Below are 21,415 nucleotides of genomic sequence, written 5' to 3'. Positions count from 1 at the left end.
GTCGCACACATCGCCGTTCCGGAGCGGGGGACGGGTGCGTCAGCTGTTGTCCAGCGCCGCGCGTACGGCGCTCTCGATGTCCGGGTACGCGAAGTCGAAGCCCGAGTCCAGCAGTCGCCGCGGCAGGACACGACAGCTGGCCAGGACTTCCGTGGCCATCTCGCCCAGTGCCAGCCTGAGCGCCGGAGCGGGCGCCGGGAAGGGTGTCCGGCGCTTCAGCACGCGCCCCGTCGCCTCGGTGGCCTCGCGGTTGGTGACGGGGTGCGGTGCGGTGAGGTTGACCGGGCCGGAGAGGGCGGGGGAGTCCAGGAGGTGGCGCAGGGCGGCGACGTGGTCGTGCAGGGCGATGAAGCTCCAGTACTGCCGTCCGCTCCCCAGCCGCCCCCCGAGGCCGAGTTTGACGAGCGGGAAGAGGCGGCCCCAGGCGCCGCCGTCGCGGGAGACCACCAGGCCGGTGCGGAGCAGGACGGTGCGTACGCCCGCCTCCGTGGCGGCGCCCGTCGCCTCCTCCCAGTCCTGGCAGACAGTTGCGAGGAAGCCGTCGCCGGGCGGGGTGCTCTCGTCCACCGGCCGGTCTCCGGTGTCGCCGTAGACGCCGGTCGCGCTCGCGCTGAGCAGGACGCGCGGCGGGGTGACCAGGGACGCCACGGCCTCGGCGATCGCCGCAGTGCCCAGGACCCGGCTGTCGCGGATCTCCTTCTTGTAGGCCTCCGTCCAGCGGTGGTCGCCCACTCCGGCACCGGCCAGGTGCACCACCGCCTCGCAGCCGGCGAGGTGCCGTGTGTCCACCCGTCGGCGGGCGGGGTCCCACTCGACTTCGTCCGGCCGGCGGGGCGGGCGGCGCACCAGGCGCACCACCTGGTGGCCGTCGGACTCCAGCGAACGTACGAGCGCCCTCCCGATGAGGCCGTCCGAACCGGTGATCGCGACGCGCATGGGTCCCCCCGTCAGGCCCTGAACCGTTCCCAGAGCCGCGGGAACCGCTCGGCCAGCGCCTCCTCGGACTCCAGGCCGAACGGGGCGCCGAGCGGTTCGGACGGCTGGGGCGGCAGGCCGAGGTCGGGGGTCTCGGCGCCCGTCAGTTGCTCGTACGCCTCGTCCGCCGCGTATCCCAGGTCCTCGCCGTCGCCGTCCACCTCCGGGTCGAAGTCGTCCAGCAGGTCCGCGAGGGTGTCCGGTTCGTGCACCGCGCCCTCGAAGACCTCTCTGCCCTGGCCGATCAGCCAGCAGCGGAAGTAGTCGAAGACGTCGTCGCTCGCGCCGTCCAGCAGCACGGCCGCGGCCCCCCACAGGTCCCAGAGGTAGGCGCGGTTGTACCGGGCCTCGAAGTGCCGGGCGAAGTCGAGCACGGCGTCCGGGTCGAGTTGCATCAGCTTCTCGACCAGGGCGTCGGCCTGGTCCTCGGGGTCTCCTTCGGCGGTCTCGCGTGCGCTGTCGATCAGCTCCCAGAACTCCGTCTCGTCCATCATCACGGGACCAGCATCGGCCCTGCCGCAGGGCCACGCACCTCCAGGGAGCCGGATGCGGCCGTGTTGTTATCGGTGAGTCCGATTCGCGATCGCCGGAAAATCACGACAGAAGGTGTCCGGTATCGGTGCGACCGTCGTGGCAGTCGTCGAAGACCGGGGACGCCGAGGAAGAGGAGACGTTTCGTGACCGCATCGCAGAGTGAAGACAAGCCGCTGGCGCGGACCGTGGCGCTGGTCGCGGGTGCCACGCGGGGCGCGGGGCGGGCCATGGCCGTGCAACTGGGGGCCGCGGGCGCCGTCGTCTATGTGACGGGGCGTTCCACGCGGGCGCATCGCAGCGAGGTCGGCCGGTCCGAGACCATCGAGGAGACCGCCGAGCTGGTGACCGCCGCGGGCGGCACGGGCATCGCCGTGCCCACCGACCATCTGGAGCCCGGGCAGGTCCGGGCGCTGGTCGAGCGCATCGACCGCGACCACGGGCGGCTGGACGTCCTCGTCAACGACGTGTGGGGCGGGGATCACCTGATCGAGTTCGAGAAGAAGGTGTGGGAGGTGGACCTGGAGAAGGGGCTGCGGATGCTGCGGCTCTCCACGGACACGCACGCCATCACCAGCCACTTCGCCGTGCCCCTGCTCATCCGGCGGCCGGGCGGGCTGCTCGTGGAGATCACCGACGGCACGGAGGAGTTCAACCGCACCTACCGGGAGAACCTCTTCTACGACCTGGCCAAGTACGCGCCCATCCGCATGGCCTTCGGGCTCGCCGAGGAGCTCAAGGGCTACGGCTGCACCGCCGTCTGCCTCAGCCCCGGGTTCCTGCGCTCGGAGCAGATGCTCGACCACTTCGGGGTCACGGAGGAGACGTGGCGGGACGCGGTGAAGGCCCAGCCGCACTTCGCCGTCGCCGAGTCCCCCGTCTACATCGGCCGGGCCCTGGTCGCCCTGGCCACCGACCCGGAGCGGGCCCGGTGGAACGGCAAGTCCCTCTCCAGCGGTCAGCTGGCCAAGGTCTACGGCTTCACCGACACCGACGGCTCCCGGCCCGACGCCTTCGGGTACTTCCAGGACGTCGTCCTCGACGGCGCGGACGGCACCCCGGAGGACTACCGGTAGAGACCGGCGGACCGGGCCGCCGCGCGCGCGAACCGCTCGCGCAGCTCCGGCGGCCCCAGCACCTCCGCCTCCGGGCCCAGCGCCAGCAGCTGTTCGTACGCCACCTCGGACGACTCCACCGGCAGCGAGAGCGTGAGGCGCCCGAGCGCGTCCGGCTCCCCGGCGGCCGCCAGGGCCTCCCGCGCCGCCGTGCGGTCGGTCACGTGCGGCAGCCTGCGCGCTCCCTCCGGGGTCAGGCGCAGCTCCACGCGGTCGCGCAGGATCGAGCGGGCGAACTGCGCTGCCCGCTCCTCCCAGAAGGCGGGCAGGTCGAAGTCGGCCGAGCGGCGGAAGCGGTCCTCGCCCACGGTCACCGCGGTGAAGCGGTCCACGCGGTAGACGCGGAAGTCCTCGCCGGTGCGGGCCGCCAGATACCAGACGCCGGCCTTGAGGATCAGGCCGTACGGCTGGAGGTCCCGCTCCACCTCGCCCTCGCGGCGCCGGTAGCGGGCGGCCATGCGGCGGTCGTCCCAGACCGCGTCCGCGATCGCGGGCAGCAGGGCGGGCGCGTCGTGGGGATGCCACCAGCCGGGGGCGTCCAGATGGAAGCGCTGGGCCGCGTTCGTGGGGGCGTCGCTCAGCTCGGGCAGGAGCGCGGCGGAGACCTTCAGCCGGGCGGCGGAGGCTACGTCCGCCAGGCCCATGTCGCGCAGCGCGGACGGCACGCCGGACAGGAAGAGGGCTTCCGCCTCCGTCCGGCCCAGGCCGGTCAGCCGGGTGCGGTAACCGCCGATCAGGCGGTAGCCGCCGGCGCGGCCGCGGTCGGCGTAGACGGGCACTCCGGCCTCGGACAGCGCGAGGACGTCCCGGGCGACCGTACGCTCCGAGACCTCGAGCCGGCTCGCCAGCTCGGTGCCGGTCATCGACGGGCGGGACTGGAGCAGGAGCACCAATTTGATCAGACGGGCCGCGCGCATGACCCCATGATGCCGGGGGGCACCGACAACGGGGCGTGACGACAGGAGCCCGCGTGCCGAGCCAGGGCATGGACGAGCGCGCGGGGTCCTGTCGTCACCCCTGAGCCGTTCCGCGTCACAGGACAGGGCGGCGCGGTGCGGCTCCGGCGCAGACGATACGCCTTTGATCGATGATCGATCAATGGCTGCAGGTCAGATTCGTGGAGCGCAGCTGAGAACGTGCCGCTTGAGGAGCTCGCCGATGGCCGGGTCGCGCCGCTGGAAGGCCCGCACGATCTCCGCGTGGTCCTCGGCGTGGGCGCGGGGCTCCGGGCTCAGCCAGCGGATCGACAGCGTCGTCCACACCTCGATGCCCAGGGATTCCCAGGTGTGCAGCAGCACGGAGTTCCCCGCGGCCCGCACGATCTCGCGGTGGAAGGCGACCGTGTGGCGCGCCTGCGCCTCGCTGTCGCCGGCGCGGTCGGCCACCTCGAGCGCGGCCACCTCCCGCTCCAGCGCCGAGACGTCCTCGGCCAGGGCGTCCGCGGCCAGCTCGGCGGCGACCTGCTCCAGGCCGGCCCGGACCGGGTAGCTCTCCTTGAGGTCGGCGGCGGTCAGGTCGCGGACCCGCACGCCCTTGTTGGGCGCGGACTCGATCAGCCGCAGCGACTCCAGCTCGCGCAGCGCCTCGCGCACCGGGGTCTGGCTCACCAGCAGCTCGGCGGCGATCCGCCGCTCCACGATCCGCTCGCCCGGCTGCCAGCGCCCGCTGACGATCCCCTCGAGGATGTGCTCGCGGATCTGCTCGCGCAGCGAATGGACGACGGGCGGGGTCATTTCTCTCCTTGGTCGGATCTGCCGGGAACGTCATTATCGACGTCCGGCCCGGCAAGCCGAAGGGCGCGGCCCCGGCCCGTACGAGTACGGAACCGGGGCCGCGCCCTTCAGCGCTTTACCTCAGGGGCGTTCGGGTCAGAGACCGATCTCGGTCTCGAACTCGGCGGCCTCGAGGATCTGCTTGACCGTGGTCAGGTAGCGGGCCGCGTCGGCACCGTCCACCAGGCGGTGGTCGTAGGACAGCGCCAGGTACGTCATGTCGCGGATCGCGATGGTCTCGCCGAGCTCCGGGTGGTTGATGACCACCGGGCGCTTGACGGTCGCACCGATACCCAGGATGCCGACCTGGTTCGGGGGCACGATGACCGTGTCGAACAGCGCACCGCGCGAGCCGGTGTTGCTGATCGTGAAGGTCGCGCCGGCCAGGTCGTCCGGGCTGATCTTGCTGGAACGGACCTTGCCGGCCAGCTCCGCGGTCTTGCGCGCGATGCCCGCGATGTTGAGGTCACCCGCACCCTTGATGACCGGGGTCATCAGGCCCTTCTCCGAGTCGACGGCGATGCCGACGTTCTCGGAGTCGAAGTAGGTGATGGTGTTCTCGTCCTCGTTGATCCGGGCGTTGATGACCGGGTGGGCCTTCAGCGCCTGGACGGCGGCCTTGACGAAGAACGGCATCGGGGAGAGCTTGACGCCCTCGCGCGCCGCGAACGCGTCCTTGGCCTTGTTGCGCATCCGCATGATCTTGGTGATGTCCACCTCGACCACGGAGGTCAGCTGCGCCTGGCCGTGCAGCGCCTTCATCATGTTGTCGGCGATGACCTTGCGCATGCGCGGCATCTTGACCGTCTGACCGCGCAGCGGGGACGCCTCGAGGGCCGGGGCCTTCGGGGCGGCGGCTGCCGGGGCGGCGGCGGCCGGAGCCGGCGCGGCCTTGGCGGCCTCGGCCGCGGCGATGACGTCCTGCTTGCGGATGCGGCCACCGACGCCGGTGCCCTGCACGGTGCTCAGGTTGACGCCGGATTCGGCGGCGAGCTTGCGCACCAGCGGGGTGACGTAGGCGCCGTCCGCCGCGGGGGCGGCGGGGGCCGGGGCGGCCGGAGCAGCCGGGGCGACCGGAGCGGCCGGCGCCGGGGCGGCGACCGGAGCCGGAGCCGGAGCCGGGGCGGCGGGCGCGACCGGAGCGGGGGCCGGGGCAGCCGGGGCGGCGACCGGCGCCGGAGCGGCCGGGGCCTCCTGGACCGGCGCGGGGGCCGGGGCGGCCGGAGCCGGGGCGGCGGCCGGAGCGGCGCCGGCGGCACCGATCACGGCGAGCTTGGCGCCGACCTCGGCGACCTCGTCCTCACCGACGACGATCTCGAGCAGCACGCCGGAGGCGGGCGCCGGGATCTCGGTGTCGACCTTGTCGGTGGAGACCTCGAGCAGCGGCTCGTCCTCCGAGACCTCCTCGCCGACCTCCTTCAGCCAGCGGGTGACGGTGCCCTCGGTGACCGACTCGCCCAGCGCGGGCAGCACGACGTCGGTGCCGGAGGCAGCGGCCGGGGCGGCTGCGGGGGCGGGGGCCTCGGCGGCCGGCGCCGGGGCGGCGGGGGCCTCGGCGACCGGGGCCGGAGCGGCCTCGGTCGCGGCGGCGGGGGCCGGGGCCTCGGCGGCGGCCGGAGCCGGCGCGGCGGCCGGGGCACCGGCGCCGTCGTCGATGATGGCCAGCTCGGCGCCGACCTCGACCGTCTCGTCCTCGCCGACCTTGATGTGGGCCAGGATGCCGGACGCGGGGGCCGGGATTTCGGTGTCGACCTTGTCGGTGGAGACCTCGAGCAGCGGCTCGTCGGCCTCCACGCGCTCACCCTCGGCCTTGAGCCAACGGGTGACGGTGCCCTCGGACACGCTCTCGCCGAGCGCCGGCAGGGTTACGGAAACCGCCATGGTTGCGGTTGCTCCTTACGAATAGTGCGGATGGTGGTGCGCTCGGGACTTAGTCGTGCGAGTGCAGCGGCTTGCCGGCCAGGGCCAGGTGGGCCTCGCCCAGAGCCTCGTTCTGCGTCGGGTGCGCGTGGATGAGCTGCGCGACCTCGGCCGGCAGCGCCTCCCAGTTGTAGATCAGCTGGGCTTCGCCGACCTGCTCACCCATACGGTCGCCGACCATGTGGACGCCGACCACGGCACCGTCCCGCACCTGGACGAGCTTGATCTCGCCCGCGGTCTTCAGGATCTTGCTCTTGCCGTTGCCCGCGAGGTTGTACTTCAGAGCGACGACCTTGTCGGCGCCGTACAGCTCCTTGGCCTTCGCCTCGGTGATACCGACCGAAGCGACCTCCGGGTGGCAGTACGTGACGCGGGGCACGCCGTCGTAGTCGACCGGCACGGGCTTGAGACCGGCCAGACGCTCCGCAACCAGGATGCCCTCGGCGAAGCCGACGTGCGCGAGCTGGAGGGTCGGGACGAGGTCACCGACGGCCGAGATGGTCGGCACGTTGGTCTGCATGTACTCGTCGACCAGGACGTAGCCGCGGTCCATCGCGACCCCGGCCTCCTCGTAGCCCAGGCCCTGGGAGACCGGGCCGCGGCCCACGGCGACGAGCAGCAGCTCGGCCTCGAAGGTCTTGCCGTTCTCCAGGGAGACCTTCACCCCGTCGGCCGTGTATTCCACGCCCGAGAAGCGGGAGCCGAGGGAGAAGTTGATGCCGCGCTTGCGGAAGGCGCGCTCCAGCAGCTTGGAGCTGTTCTCGTCCTCGACCGGGACGAGGTGGGGAAGCGCCTCGACGATGGTGACGTCGACGCCGAAGGACTTCCACGCGGAGGCGAACTCGACGCCGATGACGCCGCCGCCCAGCACGATCGCGGACTTCGGCACGCGGTCCAGGACCAGCGCGTGGTCGGAGGAGATGACGCGGTCGCCGTCGATGGTCAGGCCCGGCAGCGACTTCGGCACGGAGCCGGTGGCCAGCAGGACGTGGCGGCCGGTGTAGGTCTGACCGTTGACCTCGACGGACGTCGGGGAGGACAGGCGGCCCTCGCCGGTCACGTAGGTGACCTTGCGGGAGGCGACCAGGCCCTGCAGACCCTTGTACAGGCCCGAGATCACGTCGTCCTTGTACTTGTGGACGCCCGCGATGTCGATGCCCTCGAGGGAGGCCTTGACACCGAACTGCTCGGCCTCACGAGCCTGGTCGGCGATCTCGCCCGCGTGCAGCAGAGCCTTGGTGGGGATGCAGCCGCGGTGCAGGCAGGTGCCGCCCAGCTTGTCCTTCTCGATCAGGGCGACGTCGAGACCCAGCTGCGCTCCGCGCAGGGCAGCGGCGTAACCGCCGCTACCGCCTCCGAGGATCACTAGGTCGAAAACGGTGCTGGCGTCGTTCGCCACGTCACGTCCTCCATGCATGGGTGCGCCGGACCGGTCGTCGGTGACCGGTCGGCGGCTGTCGTACGGCCGCTTTGCTTCGGCCCTGTGATGGGTGGGCCCTGTCCTGCCGAGACAACATCTTCGCACTTGTTGACGGACGGCGGGACGCCGGGCTGGGGCTCGGCGACGACTGATGCGTCACCTTCGAGGGTTACCAGTGCGTAGGAATGTGTGTTTTCGTCGAGAGCGAACGCAGCGCGGCCCCGGGTCATTCCCGGGGCCGCCGCCACCGCCGGGGGATCAGCCGAGGTCGCCGTCGGCCGTGCGCTGGGCCAGCCGGACCAGGGTGCGCACCGAGGAGCCGGTGCCGCCCTTGGGGGTGTAGCCGTACGGGGCGCTCTCGTGGAACGCCGGGCCCGCGATGTCCAGGTGCGCCCAGACGATGCCCTCGCCCACGAACTCCTGCAGGAAGAGGCCGGCCACCAGACCGCCGCCCATGCGCTCACCCATGTTGGCGAGGTCGGCCACGGGGGAGTCCATCGACTTGCGCAGCTCGGCGGGGAGCGGCATCGGCCACGCCTGCTCGCCGACCTCCTCGGCGATCTCGTACAGCGAGGTGCGGAACGCGTCGTCGTTGGCCATCACACCGAAGGTGCGGTTGCCGAGCGCGAGGACCATGGCACCCGTGAGGGTGGCGACGTCCACGATCGCGTCCGGGTTCTCCTCGGAGGCGCGGGTCAGGGCGTCGGCCAGGACCAGGCGGCCCTCGGCGTCGGTGTTGAGCACCTCGACCGTCTTGCCGCTGTACATCTTCAGCACGTCGCCCGGACGGGTGGCGTTGCCGGAGGGCATGTTCTCGGCGAGCGCCAGCCAGCCCGTGACGTTGACCTCCAGGCCCAGGCGGGCGACGGCCACGACCGCGGCGAAGACGGCGGCGGCGCCGGCCATGTCGCACTTCATGGTCTCGTTGTGGCCGGCCGGCTTCAGCGAGATGCCGCCCGAGTCGTAGGTGATGCCCTTGCCGACCAGGGCGAGGGTCTTCTCCGCCTTGGGGTGGGTGTAGGCAAGACGCACCAGGCGCGGCGGGGTGGCGGAGCCCTGGCCCACGCCCATCAGACCGCCGTAACCGCCCTTGAGCAGCGCCTTCTCGTCCAGCACCTCGACCTTGAGGCCGAACTCCTTGGCCGCGGCCTGGGCCTTCGCGGCGAACGACTTCGGGTCGAGGTCGTTGGAGGGCATGTTGATCAGGTCGCGGGCGCGGTTGACCTCGGCGGCCACGGCGGCGGCGCGCTCGGCGGCGGCCTTGAACGCCTTGTCGCGGGGCTTGGCGCCCAGGATCACGGCCTCGGCGAGCGGGGCGCTCTTGGCGTCCTTCTTCGCCGCGCCGTCGCCGCGGTAGGCGGTGAAGGCGTACGCGCCCATGAGCGCGCCCTCACCGATGGCGGCGACGGACTCCGCGTCCTCGACGGGCAGGGCGAACGCGGCCTTCTTGGCGCCGGTCAGCGCGCGGGCGGCGGTGCCGGCGGCGCGGCGCAGCGTCTCCTCGGCGAAGCCGTCGCCCTTGGCGGGCTGGTCTCCCAGGCCGACCGCCAGCACGACCGGGGCCTTGAGGCCGGACAGGACGGGCAGCTTGGTCACCTCGCCCTCGCCGCCACCGGCGCCGAGGGTCTCCAGGACGGTGGCCAGCTTGCCGTCGAACGCCTTGTCCACGGCTTCCGCGCCGGGGGCGACGACGGGACCCTTCGGGCCCTTCGCCACACCGACGACAATGGCGTCCGCGCGCAGCGTCGCCGCGCTGGAAGTGCTGAGAGTCAGAGCAGTCACGGTGGTGGGTGTCCCTACTTCCGTTGATATTTCGGCCGATGGGTGGTGGGCCGGCCGCACCCTGCGCATCGTATGCGCCGCGCTCTTGCCGCCCGGGCTCGGGCCTTTGGGCACGTGAGAGCGTATCCCCGCGGGGCCGCTCAGCCCAGGGCCGAGGCGAGCAGCGCGGCCGTCGCGGCGGTCTCCGCCAGGGCGCCGAACACATCGCCGGTCACCCCGCCGAAGCGGCGCCTGCAGTGATGCAGCATCAGCTCGCCGCAGGCCAGCGCGAGCAGGACGGCGAGCCCCGAACGCAGTGCCCCCTGGGGGCCGGCGAGCGCGCCCGCGCCGGCGGCCGCGCAGGCCGCGAGCGCCGCCACGGCCAGGGCGGCCGGCCGGGGGACGGCGCCGGCGACGGCCGCCCCCAGCCCGTCGGGGCGGGCGGCCGGGACGCCGGAGCGGCAGGCCAGGGTCAGGGCGCAGCGTGCGGCGAGGGCGGCCACGACCGCCGCGAGGGCGCCGCGCGTCCAGCCGGCGGCGTACAGCGCGTCGAGGGCGGCGACCTGGCCGAGCAGGGTCAGCAGGAGGGCGATGACGCCGAAGGGGCCGATGTCCGACTGCTTCATGATGCGCAGCGCGTCCTCGGCGGGCTTGCCGCTGCCCAGTCCGTCGGCGACGTCGGCGAGTCCGTCCAGGTGCAGCCCGCGGGTGAGGACCGCGGGCACCGCGACGGAGGCCACGGCGGCGAGCAGCGGGCCCGAGCCGAGCAGCAGGAACAGCAGCCCGGCGGCGGCCGCGCAGCCGCCCACCACGAGACCGGCCAGCGGCGCCGCGAGCATGCCGCCGCGGGCGGTCTGCCGGTCCCAGCGGGTGAGCGGGACGGGCAGCACGGTGAGGGTGCCGAAGGCGAAGCGCAGGGCGTCGCCGCCGGTGGGCCGGACGGGTGTCGTGTCGGTCATCGCGGGCAGGGTATCCCGCCGCCCGTGGGCAGTACTTTGGCCGGGGGAGCGCGGAGCGGAGCGGGAGTGCCATGGGTCACTGGCTGACACGCAACATCGTCGAGCCGGGCAAGCTGCCGCTGCTGCTGGCGCTGACCGCGTTCGTACTGACGTTCCTGGTCACCCGGGTCATCACCCGGCTGATCCGGGCGGGCAAGGGCCCGTTCGGCAACATCAGGCCCGGTGGGCTGCACGTCCATCACGTGGTGCCCGGCGTGGTGCTGATGGTGGTCGGCGGCTTCGGCGCGGTGGCCGAGGGACAGCGTGGCTTCGGGGCGGCGGTGGCGGCCGTGCTGTTCGGCATGGGCGCGGGTCTGGTGCTGGACGAGTTCGCGCTCGTCCTGCACCTGGACGACGTGTACTGGACCGAGCAGGGCCGCAAGAGCGTCGAGATGGTGGTGCTGACGGCGGCTCTCGTGGCCCTGGTCCTCCTGGGCTTCTCCCCGTTCGGGGTGAACGAGCTGACGCCGGACGAGCTGCAGAACCGCACCATCGTGGTGACCAACACCCTGCTCAACTTCCTGATCGCGCTCTTCGCCCTGGCCAAGGGCAAGCCGCGGATCGCCCTGATCGGCGCGGTGGTGCCGTTCGTGGCGATCGTGGGCGCGGTGCGGCTGGCCCGGCCCGGCTCACCGTGGGCGCGGCGCTTCTACCGGCACCGGCCGCGGGCCCGCCGCCGGGCGCGGGTGCGCGCCTACCGGCACGACGCGCGCTGGGAGGCGGCGCGCAACAGGCTTCACGATCTGCTGGCCGGCGCCCCGGACCGCTGATCGCGCTCGCGGTGGGCGTCGCGGCGGGGCTTGCGTCGCCTGCGCAGCTCGTCCACTCCGCACACCAGCAGCATGGCCGCCACGGCGGCGACGTGCTCCTTGCCGGCCAGGTTGGGCTTGACCAGGACCTCGCCCACCATGGCCAGCACCACCAGGGCGCAGGTGAACCAGGCGCGGTAGCGCCAGGAGACGTACACCGCCAGGCCGACGACCGCCGCCGAGGGGCCGGTGTCGATGATCTTCGCGGCCTCCGGCGGCAGCCCCAGGACGGAGTCGGGCCCCACCGCGATGGCCAGCCGCGCGTACATCGTCCCCGCGAGGGTGGCGACGTACGCGACGGCCAGGGTGCGCCCCATGCCCAGCGCGGCCTCGGCCAGGCCGAAGACGATCAGGATCTGGGCCAGCGCCCCCCACACGGGCAGGTCCAGGGCGGGGACGAACAGCGACAGCGGGGTCCGCAGCAGCGCCAGCCACCAGGGCAGCTCCGCCTGGACGGAGCCGAGCCGCTGGACGGGCCCGAAGCCCCAGGGCTGGTTCTGGACGATCTGGAAGACGGCGGTGAGGACGACGGCCGAGAGCGTCATGGGGATGGCCCACGCGTGTCTGCGCCGGAACGTCCCCCACACGGCCGTATACAACGGACCCCACTCGGTGCGCGCGGCGCGGAGCAGCGCCGCGCGGTTCATCGCCGGCTCTCCAAGTGCTTGCGGTTGAGCCACTTGGGCAGGCCGGGAGCTTCCAGGAAGCCCTCGGCGCGGGCGCTGGCGATACCGATCCGCAGCAGGTCACTGCTCTTCTCGAACAGCATGAAACGAGGTTCCCAGATAGGGCGGTATTTCGCATTTGCTCGGTAGAGCGATTCGATCTGCCACCAGCGGGAGAAAAAGCTGAGCAGCGAGCGCCACATCCGCAGCACCGGACCCGCGCCCAGCCGGGAGCCGCGCTCGAAGACGGACCGGAACATGGCGAAGTTCAGCGACACCTGGGTGATGCCCAGGGCCCGGGCCTGCTGGAGCAGTTCGATGACCATGAACTCCATCAGGCCGTTCTCGGAGTCCCGGTCACGGCGCATCAGGTCCAGCGAAAGGCCCTTGGGCCCCCAGGGGACGAAGCTCAGCAGCGCCCGCAGATCGCCCTCGCCGTCATGGCACTCCAGCATCACGCAGCGCCCGTCGTCCGGGTCGCCGAGGCGGCCCAGCGCCATGGAGAAGCCGCGCTCGGTCGCGCCGTCGCGCCAGTCGTCGGCGCGGCGCAGCAGCTCGGCCATCTCCTCCTCGGGGATGTCCTCGTGCCGCCGGATGCGGACGGTATACCCGGCGCGCTTGACGCGGTTGTAGGCCTGGCGCACGGTGCGCATGGCGCGGCCCTCGAGGGTGAACTCGGCGGTGTCCACGATCGCCTCGTCGCCGAGCTCCAGGGCGTCCATGCCGTGCCGCGCGTAAATCGTGCCGGCCTCCTCGCCCGCGCCCATCACGGCGGGGACCCAGCCGTGCTCGCGGGCCTCGGCCAGCCAGGGCTCGATGGCGCCGGGCCATGCCTCGGGGTCGCCGATGGGGTCGCCGGAGGCCAGGGAGACGCCGCCGATGACGCGGTAGGTGACGGCCGCCTTGCCGGAGGGGGACCACAGGACGCTCTTCTCGCGGCGCAGGGCGAAGTAGCCCAGCGAGTCGCGGTCGCCCCACTTGTCGAGCAGTTCGCGCAGCTTCGCCTCGTCCCCGGCGGTGAGGGGGTCGGTGGCGCGCCGGGAGCGGAAGGCGGCGTACGCCACGACGATCAGCAGGATCGTGCTCATCACGTTGATGACGACGTCGACCCAGCCGGGCGGGGCGATGCCCGCGTAGCGGGTGTCGTCGGCGGCGATCGAGATCAGCCGCATGACGCCGTAGTGCCAGCGGTCCAGGAAGGTGGAGCGCTGCTCGTCGGTGGCCTGGTTGGTGACCGTGACCAGTCCGGCGGCGATCAGCGAGGTGACCAGCAGGCCGCCGGCGGCGACAGCCGTGGCGAGCTTGGGGTTGGAGCGGTCGCCCTTGGCGTAGAACTCCCGGCGGCCCACCAGCAGCGCCAGCACGAACAGGGCGGTGGTGACCAGGGAGAACCAGTTCAGGGCGTGCCGCCGGAACTCCGGGAAGAACATCACGAACGCCAGCAGCAGCAGGAGCAGCCCGGCCAGCACCAGGTTCAGGATCCAGGCGGCCCGCTTGCGCCGGCGCAGCGTGATCGCCATGAACAGCGACACCACCGCGGGCGCGAAGCCGGCCGTCAGCAGATACGGGGTGAAGTACTCCTCGACGTTGTGCCGGCGGATGTCCGAACCGAAGGACACCCAGACCGCGCCGAGCAGATTGACGAACGTAACGGCACGCAGGTACCACACCGCGAACGACGCGGCACGCCGCTGCCAGGTACCACCGCGGGCGCCCTCATCCGGAGTCAAGCGGACTTCTCCCATGAAAAGTGATTATGGGGCCCATGTGCGGCGGAATTCCGGGCGCTCGCGACCGGTGACGGGCTTGCCCGGCCGGTGTCGTCAGGAGCGTTCGGGGAGCTCCGCCGCCAGGGCCGCGGCCGCCTGCACCAATGGCAGGGCGAGCAGTGACCCTGTCCCCTCGCCCACAGTGACGCCGTGGTCGAGGAGAGGGTTGAGCGCCATCCGGTCGAGTGCCTTCGTCTGGGCCGGATCGCCGCTGGCCTGCCCGGCCAGCCACCAGTCGGGGGCCCGGAAGGCGACCCGCTGGGCGACCAGCGCGCAGGCGGCGGAGACGACGCCGTCGAGGATCACCGGGGTGCGGCGCACCGCGCTCTGCAGCAGGAAGCCCGTCATCGCGGCCAGGTCCGCGCCGCCGACCGCGGCCAGCAGCTCCATCTGGTCGCCGAGGACCGGACGGGCCCGGCGCAGCGCGTCGCGGATCGCCGCGCACTTGCGCATCCAGGCCAGGTCGTCGATGCCGAAGCCGCCCCGGCCGGTGACCACGGAGGCGTCCGTGCCGCACAGGGCGCCGATCAGCGCGCCGGCCGCCGTGGTGCCGCCGACGCTCAGATCGCCCAGGACGATCAGGTCCGTGCCGGAGTCGGCCTCCTCGTCGGCGACGGCCATCCCGGCGCGGAAGGCCCGCTCCGCCTCCTCGGCGCCGAGCGCGTCCTCGATGTCGATACGGCCCGAGCCGCGTCGCACCCGGTGCCGGGTGACGTCCTGGGGCAGCTCGCCGGGGTCGCAGTCCACCGACATGTCCACCACGCGCAGCTCCGCGCCGAACCGGCGGGCCAGGATCGCACCCGCGCTCCGCCCGTCGAGGGCGGCCCGTACGAGCTCCAGCGCCCCGCCCTTCGGCCCGCCGGACACCTCCAGGGCCGCGACCCCGTGGTCGCCCGCGAACAGCAGCGCCTTGGGCCGCTCCACCGGCTTCACCGGCACGGCCCCCTGCGCGGCCGCGAGCCACTCGCCCAGCTCGTCGAGCCGGCCCAGCGCGCCGGGGCGCGGGCCGAGACGCTCCCGCCGTTCCTCGGCGTCCCGCCGCACGCCGGAGTCGGGGCGCTCGATCAGCGAGGCGAAGTCATCAAGATTCAGACCGCTCATCCGCGACACACTACCGGTGGGGGGCCCGGCCGTTCGGGCTGCGGCCGGGCCCGGGTCCGGCCCGTCAGCCGCGCAGCGGCAGCGCCTGGCCCGCCACCACCAGCAGCACGTGCTCGCACTCGTCGCCCGCGGCCGCGTTCAGGCGGCCCAGCTCGTCGCGGAAGCGGCGGCCGGAGGCCGTCGCCGGGACGACGCCCGAGCCGACCTCGTTGCTGACCACCACGACCGTGCGCGGCGTGGCGCGTATCGCGGCCACCAGCTCCGCGACCCGCTCGGCGAGGGCCGCCTCGCCGCTCTCGGCCCACACCTGGTCGTCCCACGCCCCGACGGAGTCCATCGCGTCGGTCAGCCACAGCGCCAGGCAGTCGATCAGCAGCGGCGGGCCCTCCTCCGCCAGCAGCGGCACCAGGTCGCACGTCTCGACCGTGCGCCATGACCCCGGCCGGCGCTCGCGGTGCCGCACGATGCGGTCCGCCCAGTCCTGGTCGCCCTCGCGCGTCCCGCTCGTGGCGACGTAGAGCACCTCGGGGAAGGACTCCAGGCGCCGCTCCGCCTCCACGGACTTGCCGGAGCGGGCCCCGCCCACCACCAGCGTCCGCCGGGGCACGTCCGGCACCTCGTGGTAGTCGCCGACGGTCAGCGTCGTGCCGTCCGGCACCGTGCGCGCACCCGCCGCCGCCAGCCGCCGGTGCAGCTCCCGGCCCGGCGGGACGTCGTGGTCCAGATGGACCGCGACGACGTCCGTGGTCGGCCCCACGGCCCCGGACTCCCGCAGCCGGGCCAGCGCGTCGGGCCGGCCCAGGACGTCGAGCAGCACCATCTCGTACGGGCCGGACAGCCCGGACAGCCCGGCCGGCGCCGCTCCCGGCGGCAGGTACAGCAGCCGCTCCCCGTCGGGGGACGTCACCTCGTATCCCGTGCCCGGCGCGTCCAGGGCCATCGCCCGCACCTTGTGGCCGCTGATCACCGACAGCTCGCGCCCGTCCGGCACCCGGACCGGCGCGGGCAGCCCGGCCGGGAACTCCACGGCGGGCCCGTCGTGCGGATGCGAGAGCAGCACCTGGCGCACCCCCGCGATCGAGCGTCCCGCCCGGGCCGCGGCGAACGCCGGGCCGGGGGTGAGGTCCAGCAACAGGGCGCCGTCGACGAGCAGGGCGGTCGCCGCCCGCGTCTCGCCGCCGACGGCGAGGGCGCAGGCGGCACAGGGGCAGCCGGGGCGCGGCAGCCCCTGGGGGGCTCCGGTGCCGAGGAGAGTCAGATCCACCCACTGATCGTCTCGCGTCCCCGCACGGCAGGCGCGCGGGGCTCACCCTTTCTCGCGGCTAACGGGCCGTTAGGCTGCGACACGGACACTCACTGCAGGCCCCAGGAGGCGGACATGGTGTGGACGTGGCGGTTCGAGAAGGCCGACGGGACGGAGACGTCCCCCGCTGTGGAGCCGGAGGAGTTCACCACCCAGGGAGACGCGGAGTCCTGGATCGGTGAGGAATGGCGGGCCCTGCTGGAGGGCGGCGTGGACCAGGTGCGGCTGTTCGAGGACGACACCGAGATCTACGCGGCGCCGATGAGCCTGCACGCCGCGGCTGAGGGCTGAGCGACGCGAAAGCCGTCGGCCCGGGACCTTGAAGGTCCCGGGCCGACGGCTTTCGCTTCTCTTATCCGCCCCGTACTCCGCACAGGTGCAGCAGCGCCGCCACCGCGCGGTAGGGGTCGGTGCGCCCGGCCCGGTCCTCGGCTGCCAGCAGCTTCCGCAGCTCCTCACCGGCGGGCGGCTGCTCCTCGTCGCCGGCGAGGTCGGTGAAGACCCGCACGCCGTACCAGCTGTGCAGCGGCGCCCCGATCCCGGCCAGCGTCGCCGTCAGCGTCTCCAGCCGGTCCGCGCGGACCTCGAGGCCGATGCGGTTGGTGTAGGCGGGCGAGTCGAAGGCCGCGAGGGCGGTGTTCCAGTCGCCGGACAGCCCCGGCCGCATCGCCAGCGCGTCCGCGTTGCGCACCACCAGAGACAGCAGGCCGCCGGGCGCCAGCACCCGGGCCAGGCCCGCGAGCATGGGGTCGGGCTCCGGCACGTACATCAGCACGCCGTGGCAGAGCACGATGTCGAAGGCGCCCGGCAGGAAGTGCGCCCCGGTGTCCCGGCCGTCGCCCTCGATGATCCGCACCCGCTCCTGGATGCCCTCGGGCTCGGCGGCCAGCGCCTCGCGCAGGGCCGCGACCATCCGCGGGTCGGACTCCAGGCCGGTGACCTCATGCCCGGCCCGGGCCAGGCGCAGCGCCTGCGTGCCCTGGCCGGGACCCACGTCGAGCACGCGCAGCCGCCGCCCGACGGGGAACCGGGCGGCTATCTGCTCGTCGATCTGGCGGGCCACCAGCTCCTGGCGGACGATGTTCCGCAGCCCCCCGAGCCCGCTCAGCCACCCCTCCGCGCCACCACCGAAGCCCGACGCGAAGGCGCTGCCCGAGGCGAAGGCGCTCAGGGCTTCTCCCCGCGCTTGACCCTCGGCTTGGGCAGCCGCAGGCGGCGCATCTGCAGCGTGCGCATCAGGGCGTACGGCACCGCGCCGCGCGTGGGCTCGTCCGGGAAGCGCTGCTTGAGGGCACGCTTGAGGGTGATGCCCGTGATGACGGAGTTGACGACGATCAGGAGGATCACGACCAGCCACGCCAGCAGGACGTACGACTGGAACTTGCCGCGGTTGACCATGCTCAGGATGAGGATCAGCACGGCCAGCGGCAGGAAGAACTCCGCCACGGAGTACCGGGCGTCGACGAAGTCGCGGGCGAAGGAACGCACCGGACCCTTGTCACGGGCCGGCAGATACCGCTCGTCCCCGCTGGCCAGGGCCTCGCGCTGCTTGGCCAGGTCGGCGCGGCGCGCCTCGCGCTGGCGCTTGGCGGCCTCCTTGCGGTTGGCGGGCGTCTGCGCCAGGGAGCGGCGCTGCGAGTTGGCCTCGCTGCGCTTGGGGGTGGGGCGGCCCTTGGGGGCCTGCGGGTCACGGGGCTGCTTGGGCTGGTCCGCGGTCACCTCGGTGGGTGCGGCCTGCGCTTTCGAACGGCTTCGGAACACGAAACCCAAGGGTACGGGGTCGCGGCCCCCTGCCCCAGCCCTCCCGGGAACGATCCGGCAACGGCCGGCGCCCCGCACCTCGCGCCGGCGTCCCCCCACCTTCCCTGGGTCCTCATCTACTCCTTGGGCCGGAGGAGGACGACCTTGTGATCGTCCTGGAGGAGGAGCGCATCGCGGCCCGAACAGTGCGGTAATGGAAGCAGGCCCCGTACTGTGGGTTCTGTAGATGTGCTGAGAGCCGAAGCCCGATCTTGTCGGTCAGAAGGGGGCGCGCGAGGCCCATGAGCGGTGTCATGAAGCGGATGGGGATGATCTTCCGCGCGAAGGCCAACAAGGCCCTGGACCGGGCCGAGGATCCGCGCGAGACCCTCGATTACTCGTACCAGAAGCAGCTGGAGCTGCTGCAGAAGGTACGGCGCGGCGTCGCCGATGTCGCGACGTCCCGCAAGCGCCTGGAGCTCCAGCTCAACCAGCTGCAGACCCAGTCGACCAAGCTGGAGGAGCAGGGCCGCAAGGCGCTCGCGCTGGGCCGGGAGGACCTGGCGCGCGAGGCGCTGACCCGCCGGGCCGCGCTCCAGCAGCAGGTCAGCGACTTGGAGACGCAGCACCAGACCCTCCAGGGCGAGGAGGAGAAGCTCACGCTCGCCTCCCAGCGCCTGCAGGCCAAGGTGGACGCCTTCCGCACGAAGAAGGAGACCATCAAGGCGACCTACACCGCCGCCCAGGCCCAGACCCGGATCGGCGAGGCCTTCTCCGGCATCTCCGAGGAGATGGGCGACGTCGGCATGGCCATCCAGCGCGCCGAGGACAAGACCGCGCAGCTGCAGGCCCGCGCCGGCGCGATCGACGAGCTGCTCGCCTCGGGCGCGCTCGACGACCCCACGGGCACGGCCAAGGACGACATCACCGCCGAGCTGGACCGCCTCTCCAGCGGCTCCGACGTGGAGCTGGAGCTGCAGCGGATGAAGGCCGAGCTGGCGGGTGGCACCAGCGGCCGGCAGCAGGCCATCGAGGGCGGCCCCGCCGGCCAGGCCCGGCCCGCGCAGTCCCAGGACCAGCCGCGCTTCGACAAGAGCTGAGAGAATCGGCCCGTAGGCACGACTCGCCCTGAGGCAAGGGAGACCGTCATGATCGTACGGATCATGGGGGAGGGCCAGGTGAAGGTGGCCGACAGCCACTTCACCGAGCTCAACAAGCTGGACGACGAGCTGCTCGACGAGGTGGAGAGCGGCGACGAGGAAGGCTTCCGGCGCACGCTGGCCGCCCTCCTGGACGCCGTGCGCCGCCTGGGCACGCCGCTGCCCGACGACGCGCTGGAACCCTCCGAACTGATCCTGCCCGCGCCCGACGCCTCCCTGGCCGACGTGCGCGCGATGCTCAGCGACGACGGCCTCATCCCGGGCTGACCCCCCGGCACACTCGGCACAGGCGGCGCCCCCGTCCCCTCCCGGGACGGGGGCGCCGCCGCTCCACGCACCGGCCCGCCCTCCGATCGGACCGCGATGACCTCCCTCGCCGCCACGGGCCTCGCCCGCCCGCACCGCTGGCTGCTCGCCCACCCCTTCGCCGCCGACACCCTGCTGGCCGTCCTCGTCCTCGGCCTCGTCCTCACCGGTTCCTACGTGGGCCCGCACGACGACCGCAGGCCGCCCGGCCTCGGCTTCCTCTTGCTTTCGGTGGCCGCCTGCGCCTGCCTGGTGGCCCGCCGCAGCCGCCCGCGCGCCGTCCTCGGCCTGACCTGCGCCCTGACGGTCGCCGGGACCGTCACCGTCACCGACGGGGGCCCGCCGCGCACCCAGATCGCCACCAGCGTCGCGGTGGCCCTCTACACCGTCGCCTCCCGCACCGAGCGCCCCACCGCCTGGCGCATCGTCGCCGTGACCGTCGCCGTCCTCACCGCCGCCGTCATGCTCTTCGGCCCGCCGCCCTGGTACGCCCAGGAGAACCTCGGGCTGTTCGCCTGGACCGGCATGGCCGGCGCCGCCGGGGACGCGGTCCGCAGCCGCCGCGCCTTCGTCGCCGCGATCGAGGAGCGGGCCGTGCGCGCCGAGCGCTCCCGCGAGGAGGAGGCCCGGCGCCGCGTCGCCGAGGAACGGCTGCGCATCGCCCGTGAGCTGCACGACGTCGTCGCCCACCACATCGCGCTCGTCAACGTCCAGGCGGGCGTGGCCTCGCACATCATGGACAGCCGTCCCGAGCAGGCCAAACAGGCCCTCGCCCACGTCCGCCAGGCCAGCCGCTCGGCGCTGGAGGAACTGCGCGCCACCGTGGGCCTGCTGCGGCAGTACGGCGACCCCGAGGCCCCCACCGAGCCGGCACCCGGCCTCGGTGTGCTCGACCAGCTCGTCGACGGCTTCGCCCGGGTGGGGTTGCGCGTCGACGTTACCGCCGCCTCCACCCTGCCCGGCGGCCCCGGCACCGGCACGGGCGCCGACGAGGCCGCGGCCGTCGTCGGGCCGCTGCCGGGGGCGGTGGACCTCACGGCCTACCGCGTGCTGCAGGAGGCGCTGACCAATGTGCACAAGCACGCGGGCCCCGACGCCCGGGCCGAGGTGGCGCTGGTGCGCGGCCCCGCCGGCCTGGAGCTGACCGTCCTGGACAACGGCGGCGGCCGGCCCGCCCCGCCCGCCGAGGGCGCGGGCGGCCATGGGCTGATCGGGATGCGCGAGCGCGCCGTCGCCCTCGGCGGCACCTGCGAGGCGGGCCCGCGCGGGGAGGGCACGGCCGGCTTCCGGGTGCGCGCGGTGCTGCCGCTGCAGGCCCGTACGAGCGGTGCGGGCGAACCCTAGGCTGGGCCCATGACTGAGCCGATCACCGTTCTCCTGGCCGACGACCAGGCCCTGTTGCGCAGCGCCTTCAGAGTGCTGGTGGACTCGGAGCCGGACATGAGGGTGGTGGCGGAGGCGGCGGACGGCGACCGGGCGGTCGAGCTGGCCCGTGCGCACGTCCCCGACGTGGTGCTGATGGACATCCGGATGCCGGGCACCGACGGCCTCGCCGCGACCCGCACGATCTGCTCGGACCCCGCGCTGGCGGCGGTGCGGGTGGTGATGCTGACGACGTTCGAGGTCGACGAGTACGTGGTGCAGTCGCTGCGCGCGGGCGCCTCCGGCTTCCTGGGCAAGGGCGCGGAGCCGGACGAGCTGCTGGCCGCGATCCGCATCGCGGCGGCGGGGGAGGCGCTGCTGTCGCCCGCGGCGACGAAGGGACTGATCGCGAAGTTCCTGGCGCAGGGCGAGCCCGCCGACCGCCCGGCGCGTCCCGCGACCCGGCTGGACGCGCTCACCGGCCGGGAACGGGAGGTGCTGGCGCAGGTGGCGGGCGGGCTGTCGAACGACGAGATAGGGGAGCGGCTGACGGTCAGTCCCCTGACCGTCAAGACCCATGTCAACCGCGCGATGGCCAAGCTGGGGGCGCGGGACCGGGCCCAGTTGGTGGTGATCGCCTACGAATCGGGGCTGGTGCGGCCGAGGACGGACTGAGTACGCGAACGCCGGCCGGGCCGCGGTGGCGGC

At 73.4% G+C, this 21,415-nt stretch carries 21 protein-coding genes; 7 read left to right on the top strand and 14 right to left on the bottom strand.

What is annotated here, in order from left to right; genetic code table 11:
- Nucleotides 1-39: 39 nt before the first annotated feature.
- Both ACIGXW_RS01640 and ACIGXW_RS01635 read right to left on the bottom strand, forming a co-directional pair.
- Nucleotides 40-936 (bottom strand): TIGR01777 family oxidoreductase, encoded by an 897-nt coding sequence (locus ACIGXW_RS01640; RefSeq protein WP_399568721.1) that lies wholly within the window; start codon nucleotides 934-936, stop codon nucleotides 40-42.
- Nucleotides 937-947: 11 nt separating this feature from the next.
- Nucleotides 948-1,466, bottom strand: a complete 519-nt coding sequence (locus tag ACIGXW_RS01635) for a DUF4240 domain-containing protein (protein ID WP_071964678.1) — start codon at nucleotides 1,464-1,466, stop codon at nucleotides 948-950.
- 186 nt (nucleotides 1,467-1,652) lie between these two features.
- Between ACIGXW_RS01635 and ACIGXW_RS01630 the strand changes: the two genes are divergently transcribed.
- Entirely contained in the window at nucleotides 1,653-2,582 is a 930-nt protein-coding gene (locus tag ACIGXW_RS01630) for an SDR family oxidoreductase (RefSeq protein ID WP_399568718.1), read from the top strand.
- Here ACIGXW_RS01630 and ACIGXW_RS01625 read toward each other — a convergent pair.
- From ACIGXW_RS01625 to ACIGXW_RS01600, 6 genes are all read right to left on the bottom strand, one after another.
- Complete coding sequence (locus ACIGXW_RS01625) at nucleotides 2,573-3,538, bottom strand: WYL domain-containing protein (protein ID WP_071964675.1); 966 nt, start codon at nucleotides 3,536-3,538, stop codon at nucleotides 2,573-2,575. The genes ACIGXW_RS01630 and ACIGXW_RS01625 overlap by 10 nt on opposite strands.
- Before the next feature lie 192 nt (nucleotides 3,539-3,730).
- Complete coding sequence (locus ACIGXW_RS01620) at nucleotides 3,731-4,354, bottom strand: GntR family transcriptional regulator (protein WP_399568717.1); 624 nt, start codon at nucleotides 4,352-4,354, stop codon at nucleotides 3,731-3,733.
- A 135-nt stretch (nucleotides 4,355-4,489) separates the two neighbouring features.
- Nucleotides 4,490-6,274, bottom strand: coding sequence for a 2-oxoglutarate dehydrogenase, E2 component, dihydrolipoamide succinyltransferase (gene sucB / locus ACIGXW_RS01615; protein WP_399568715.1), 1,785 nt, complete (start codon nucleotides 6,272-6,274; stop codon nucleotides 4,490-4,492).
- Nucleotides 6,275-6,323: 49 nt separating this feature from the next.
- Nucleotides 6,324-7,712 carry a dihydrolipoyl dehydrogenase gene (lpdA, locus tag ACIGXW_RS01610; RefSeq protein WP_071963506.1) on the bottom strand — a complete coding sequence of 463 codons (1,389 nt, stop codon included), beginning with the start codon at nucleotides 7,710-7,712 and terminating at the stop codon, nucleotides 6,324-6,326.
- Nucleotides 7,713-7,991: 279 nt separating this feature from the next.
- Complete coding sequence (locus tag ACIGXW_RS01605) at nucleotides 7,992-9,515, bottom strand: leucyl aminopeptidase (RefSeq protein ID WP_399568713.1); 1,524 nt, start codon at nucleotides 9,513-9,515, stop codon at nucleotides 7,992-7,994.
- Nucleotides 9,516-9,655: 140 nt separating this feature from the next.
- Entirely contained in the window at nucleotides 9,656-10,453 is a 798-nt protein-coding gene (locus ACIGXW_RS01600) for an adenosylcobinamide-GDP ribazoletransferase (RefSeq protein WP_399568711.1), read from the bottom strand.
- Between the two features lie 71 nt (nucleotides 10,454-10,524).
- Here ACIGXW_RS01600 and ACIGXW_RS01595 point away from each other — a divergent pair, with 71 nt between their 5' ends.
- The gene (locus ACIGXW_RS01595) at nucleotides 10,525-11,262 is read left to right on the top strand and encodes a hypothetical protein (RefSeq protein WP_071963509.1); all 738 of its coding nucleotides are present in this window, start codon (nucleotides 10,525-10,527) and stop codon (nucleotides 11,260-11,262) included.
- On the opposite strand, the gene ACIGXW_RS01590 is transcribed toward ACIGXW_RS01595, so the two are convergent.
- The 4 genes from ACIGXW_RS01590 to ACIGXW_RS01575 all read right to left on the bottom strand — a co-directional run bounded on the left by ACIGXW_RS01590 (nucleotide 11,229) and on the right by ACIGXW_RS01575 (nucleotide 16,100).
- Entirely contained in the window at nucleotides 11,229-11,948 is a 720-nt protein-coding gene (locus ACIGXW_RS01590; RefSeq protein ID WP_399568709.1) for a hypothetical protein, read from the bottom strand. The two genes, ACIGXW_RS01595 and ACIGXW_RS01590, sit on opposite strands and share 34 nt — an antisense overlap.
- On the bottom strand, nucleotides 11,945-13,711 hold the full coding sequence (locus ACIGXW_RS01585; protein ID WP_399568707.1) for a phosphatidylglycerol lysyltransferase domain-containing protein: 1,767 nt from the start codon (nucleotides 13,709-13,711) through the stop codon (nucleotides 11,945-11,947). The genes ACIGXW_RS01590 and ACIGXW_RS01585 overlap by 4 nt, the downstream gene beginning before the upstream one ends.
- A gap of 78 nt (nucleotides 13,712-13,789) precedes the next feature.
- Nucleotides 13,790-14,836: a nicotinate-nucleotide--dimethylbenzimidazole phosphoribosyltransferase gene (locus tag ACIGXW_RS01580; RefSeq protein WP_399568705.1), complete on the bottom strand. Its 1,047-nt coding sequence runs from the start codon at nucleotides 14,834-14,836 to the stop codon at nucleotides 13,790-13,792.
- Nucleotides 14,837-14,900: 64 nt separating this feature from the next.
- Nucleotides 14,901-16,100 (bottom strand): bifunctional adenosylcobinamide kinase/adenosylcobinamide-phosphate guanylyltransferase, encoded by a 1,200-nt coding sequence (locus ACIGXW_RS01575; RefSeq protein ID WP_399568703.1) that lies wholly within the window; start codon nucleotides 16,098-16,100, stop codon nucleotides 14,901-14,903.
- A gap of 114 nt (nucleotides 16,101-16,214) precedes the next feature.
- Between ACIGXW_RS01575 and ACIGXW_RS01570 the strand changes: the two genes are divergently transcribed.
- Complete coding sequence (locus ACIGXW_RS01570) at nucleotides 16,215-16,430, top strand: hypothetical protein (protein ID WP_071963514.1); 216 nt, start codon at nucleotides 16,215-16,217, stop codon at nucleotides 16,428-16,430.
- 61 nt (nucleotides 16,431-16,491) lie between these two features.
- Here ACIGXW_RS01570 and ACIGXW_RS01565 read toward each other — a convergent pair whose 3' ends face one another.
- Entirely contained in the window at nucleotides 16,492-17,247 is a 756-nt protein-coding gene (locus ACIGXW_RS01565) for a class I SAM-dependent methyltransferase (protein WP_399570764.1), read from the bottom strand.
- A gap of 59 nt (nucleotides 17,248-17,306) precedes the next feature.
- Nucleotides 17,307-17,900 carry a DUF3043 domain-containing protein gene (locus ACIGXW_RS01560; protein ID WP_399568701.1) on the bottom strand — a complete coding sequence of 198 codons (594 nt, stop codon included), beginning with the start codon at nucleotides 17,898-17,900 and terminating at the stop codon, nucleotides 17,307-17,309.
- A gap of 281 nt (nucleotides 17,901-18,181) precedes the next feature.
- Between ACIGXW_RS01560 and ACIGXW_RS01555 the strand changes: the two genes are divergently transcribed.
- The 4 genes from ACIGXW_RS01555 (at nucleotide 18,182) to ACIGXW_RS01540 (ending at nucleotide 21,382) form a co-directional block, all read left to right on the top strand.
- The gene (locus tag ACIGXW_RS01555; protein WP_399568699.1) at nucleotides 18,182-18,979 is read left to right on the top strand and encodes a PspA/IM30 family protein; all 798 of its coding nucleotides are present in this window, start codon (nucleotides 18,182-18,184) and stop codon (nucleotides 18,977-18,979) included.
- Between the two features lie 48 nt (nucleotides 18,980-19,027).
- Nucleotides 19,028-19,306, top strand: a complete 279-nt coding sequence (locus ACIGXW_RS01550) for a hypothetical protein (RefSeq protein WP_399568696.1) — start codon at nucleotides 19,028-19,030, stop codon at nucleotides 19,304-19,306.
- A gap of 96 nt (nucleotides 19,307-19,402) precedes the next feature.
- A complete protein-coding gene (locus ACIGXW_RS01545; protein ID WP_399568694.1) occupies nucleotides 19,403-20,689 on the top strand; it encodes a sensor histidine kinase in 1,287 nt (428 codons plus the stop codon).
- Nucleotides 20,690-20,698: 9 nt separating this feature from the next.
- Nucleotides 20,699-21,382: a response regulator transcription factor gene (locus tag ACIGXW_RS01540; RefSeq protein WP_071963519.1), complete on the top strand. Its 684-nt coding sequence runs from the start codon at nucleotides 20,699-20,701 to the stop codon at nucleotides 21,380-21,382.
- The last annotated feature ends 33 nt before the right edge of the window (nucleotides 21,383-21,415 follow it).

The organism is Streptomyces sp. NPDC053079 (genome assembly GCF_044546695.1).
GTDB lineage: Bacteria > Actinomycetota > Actinomycetes > Streptomycetales > Streptomycetaceae > Streptomyces.
This window is presented reverse-complemented; position numbering and strand designations above follow the sequence as displayed.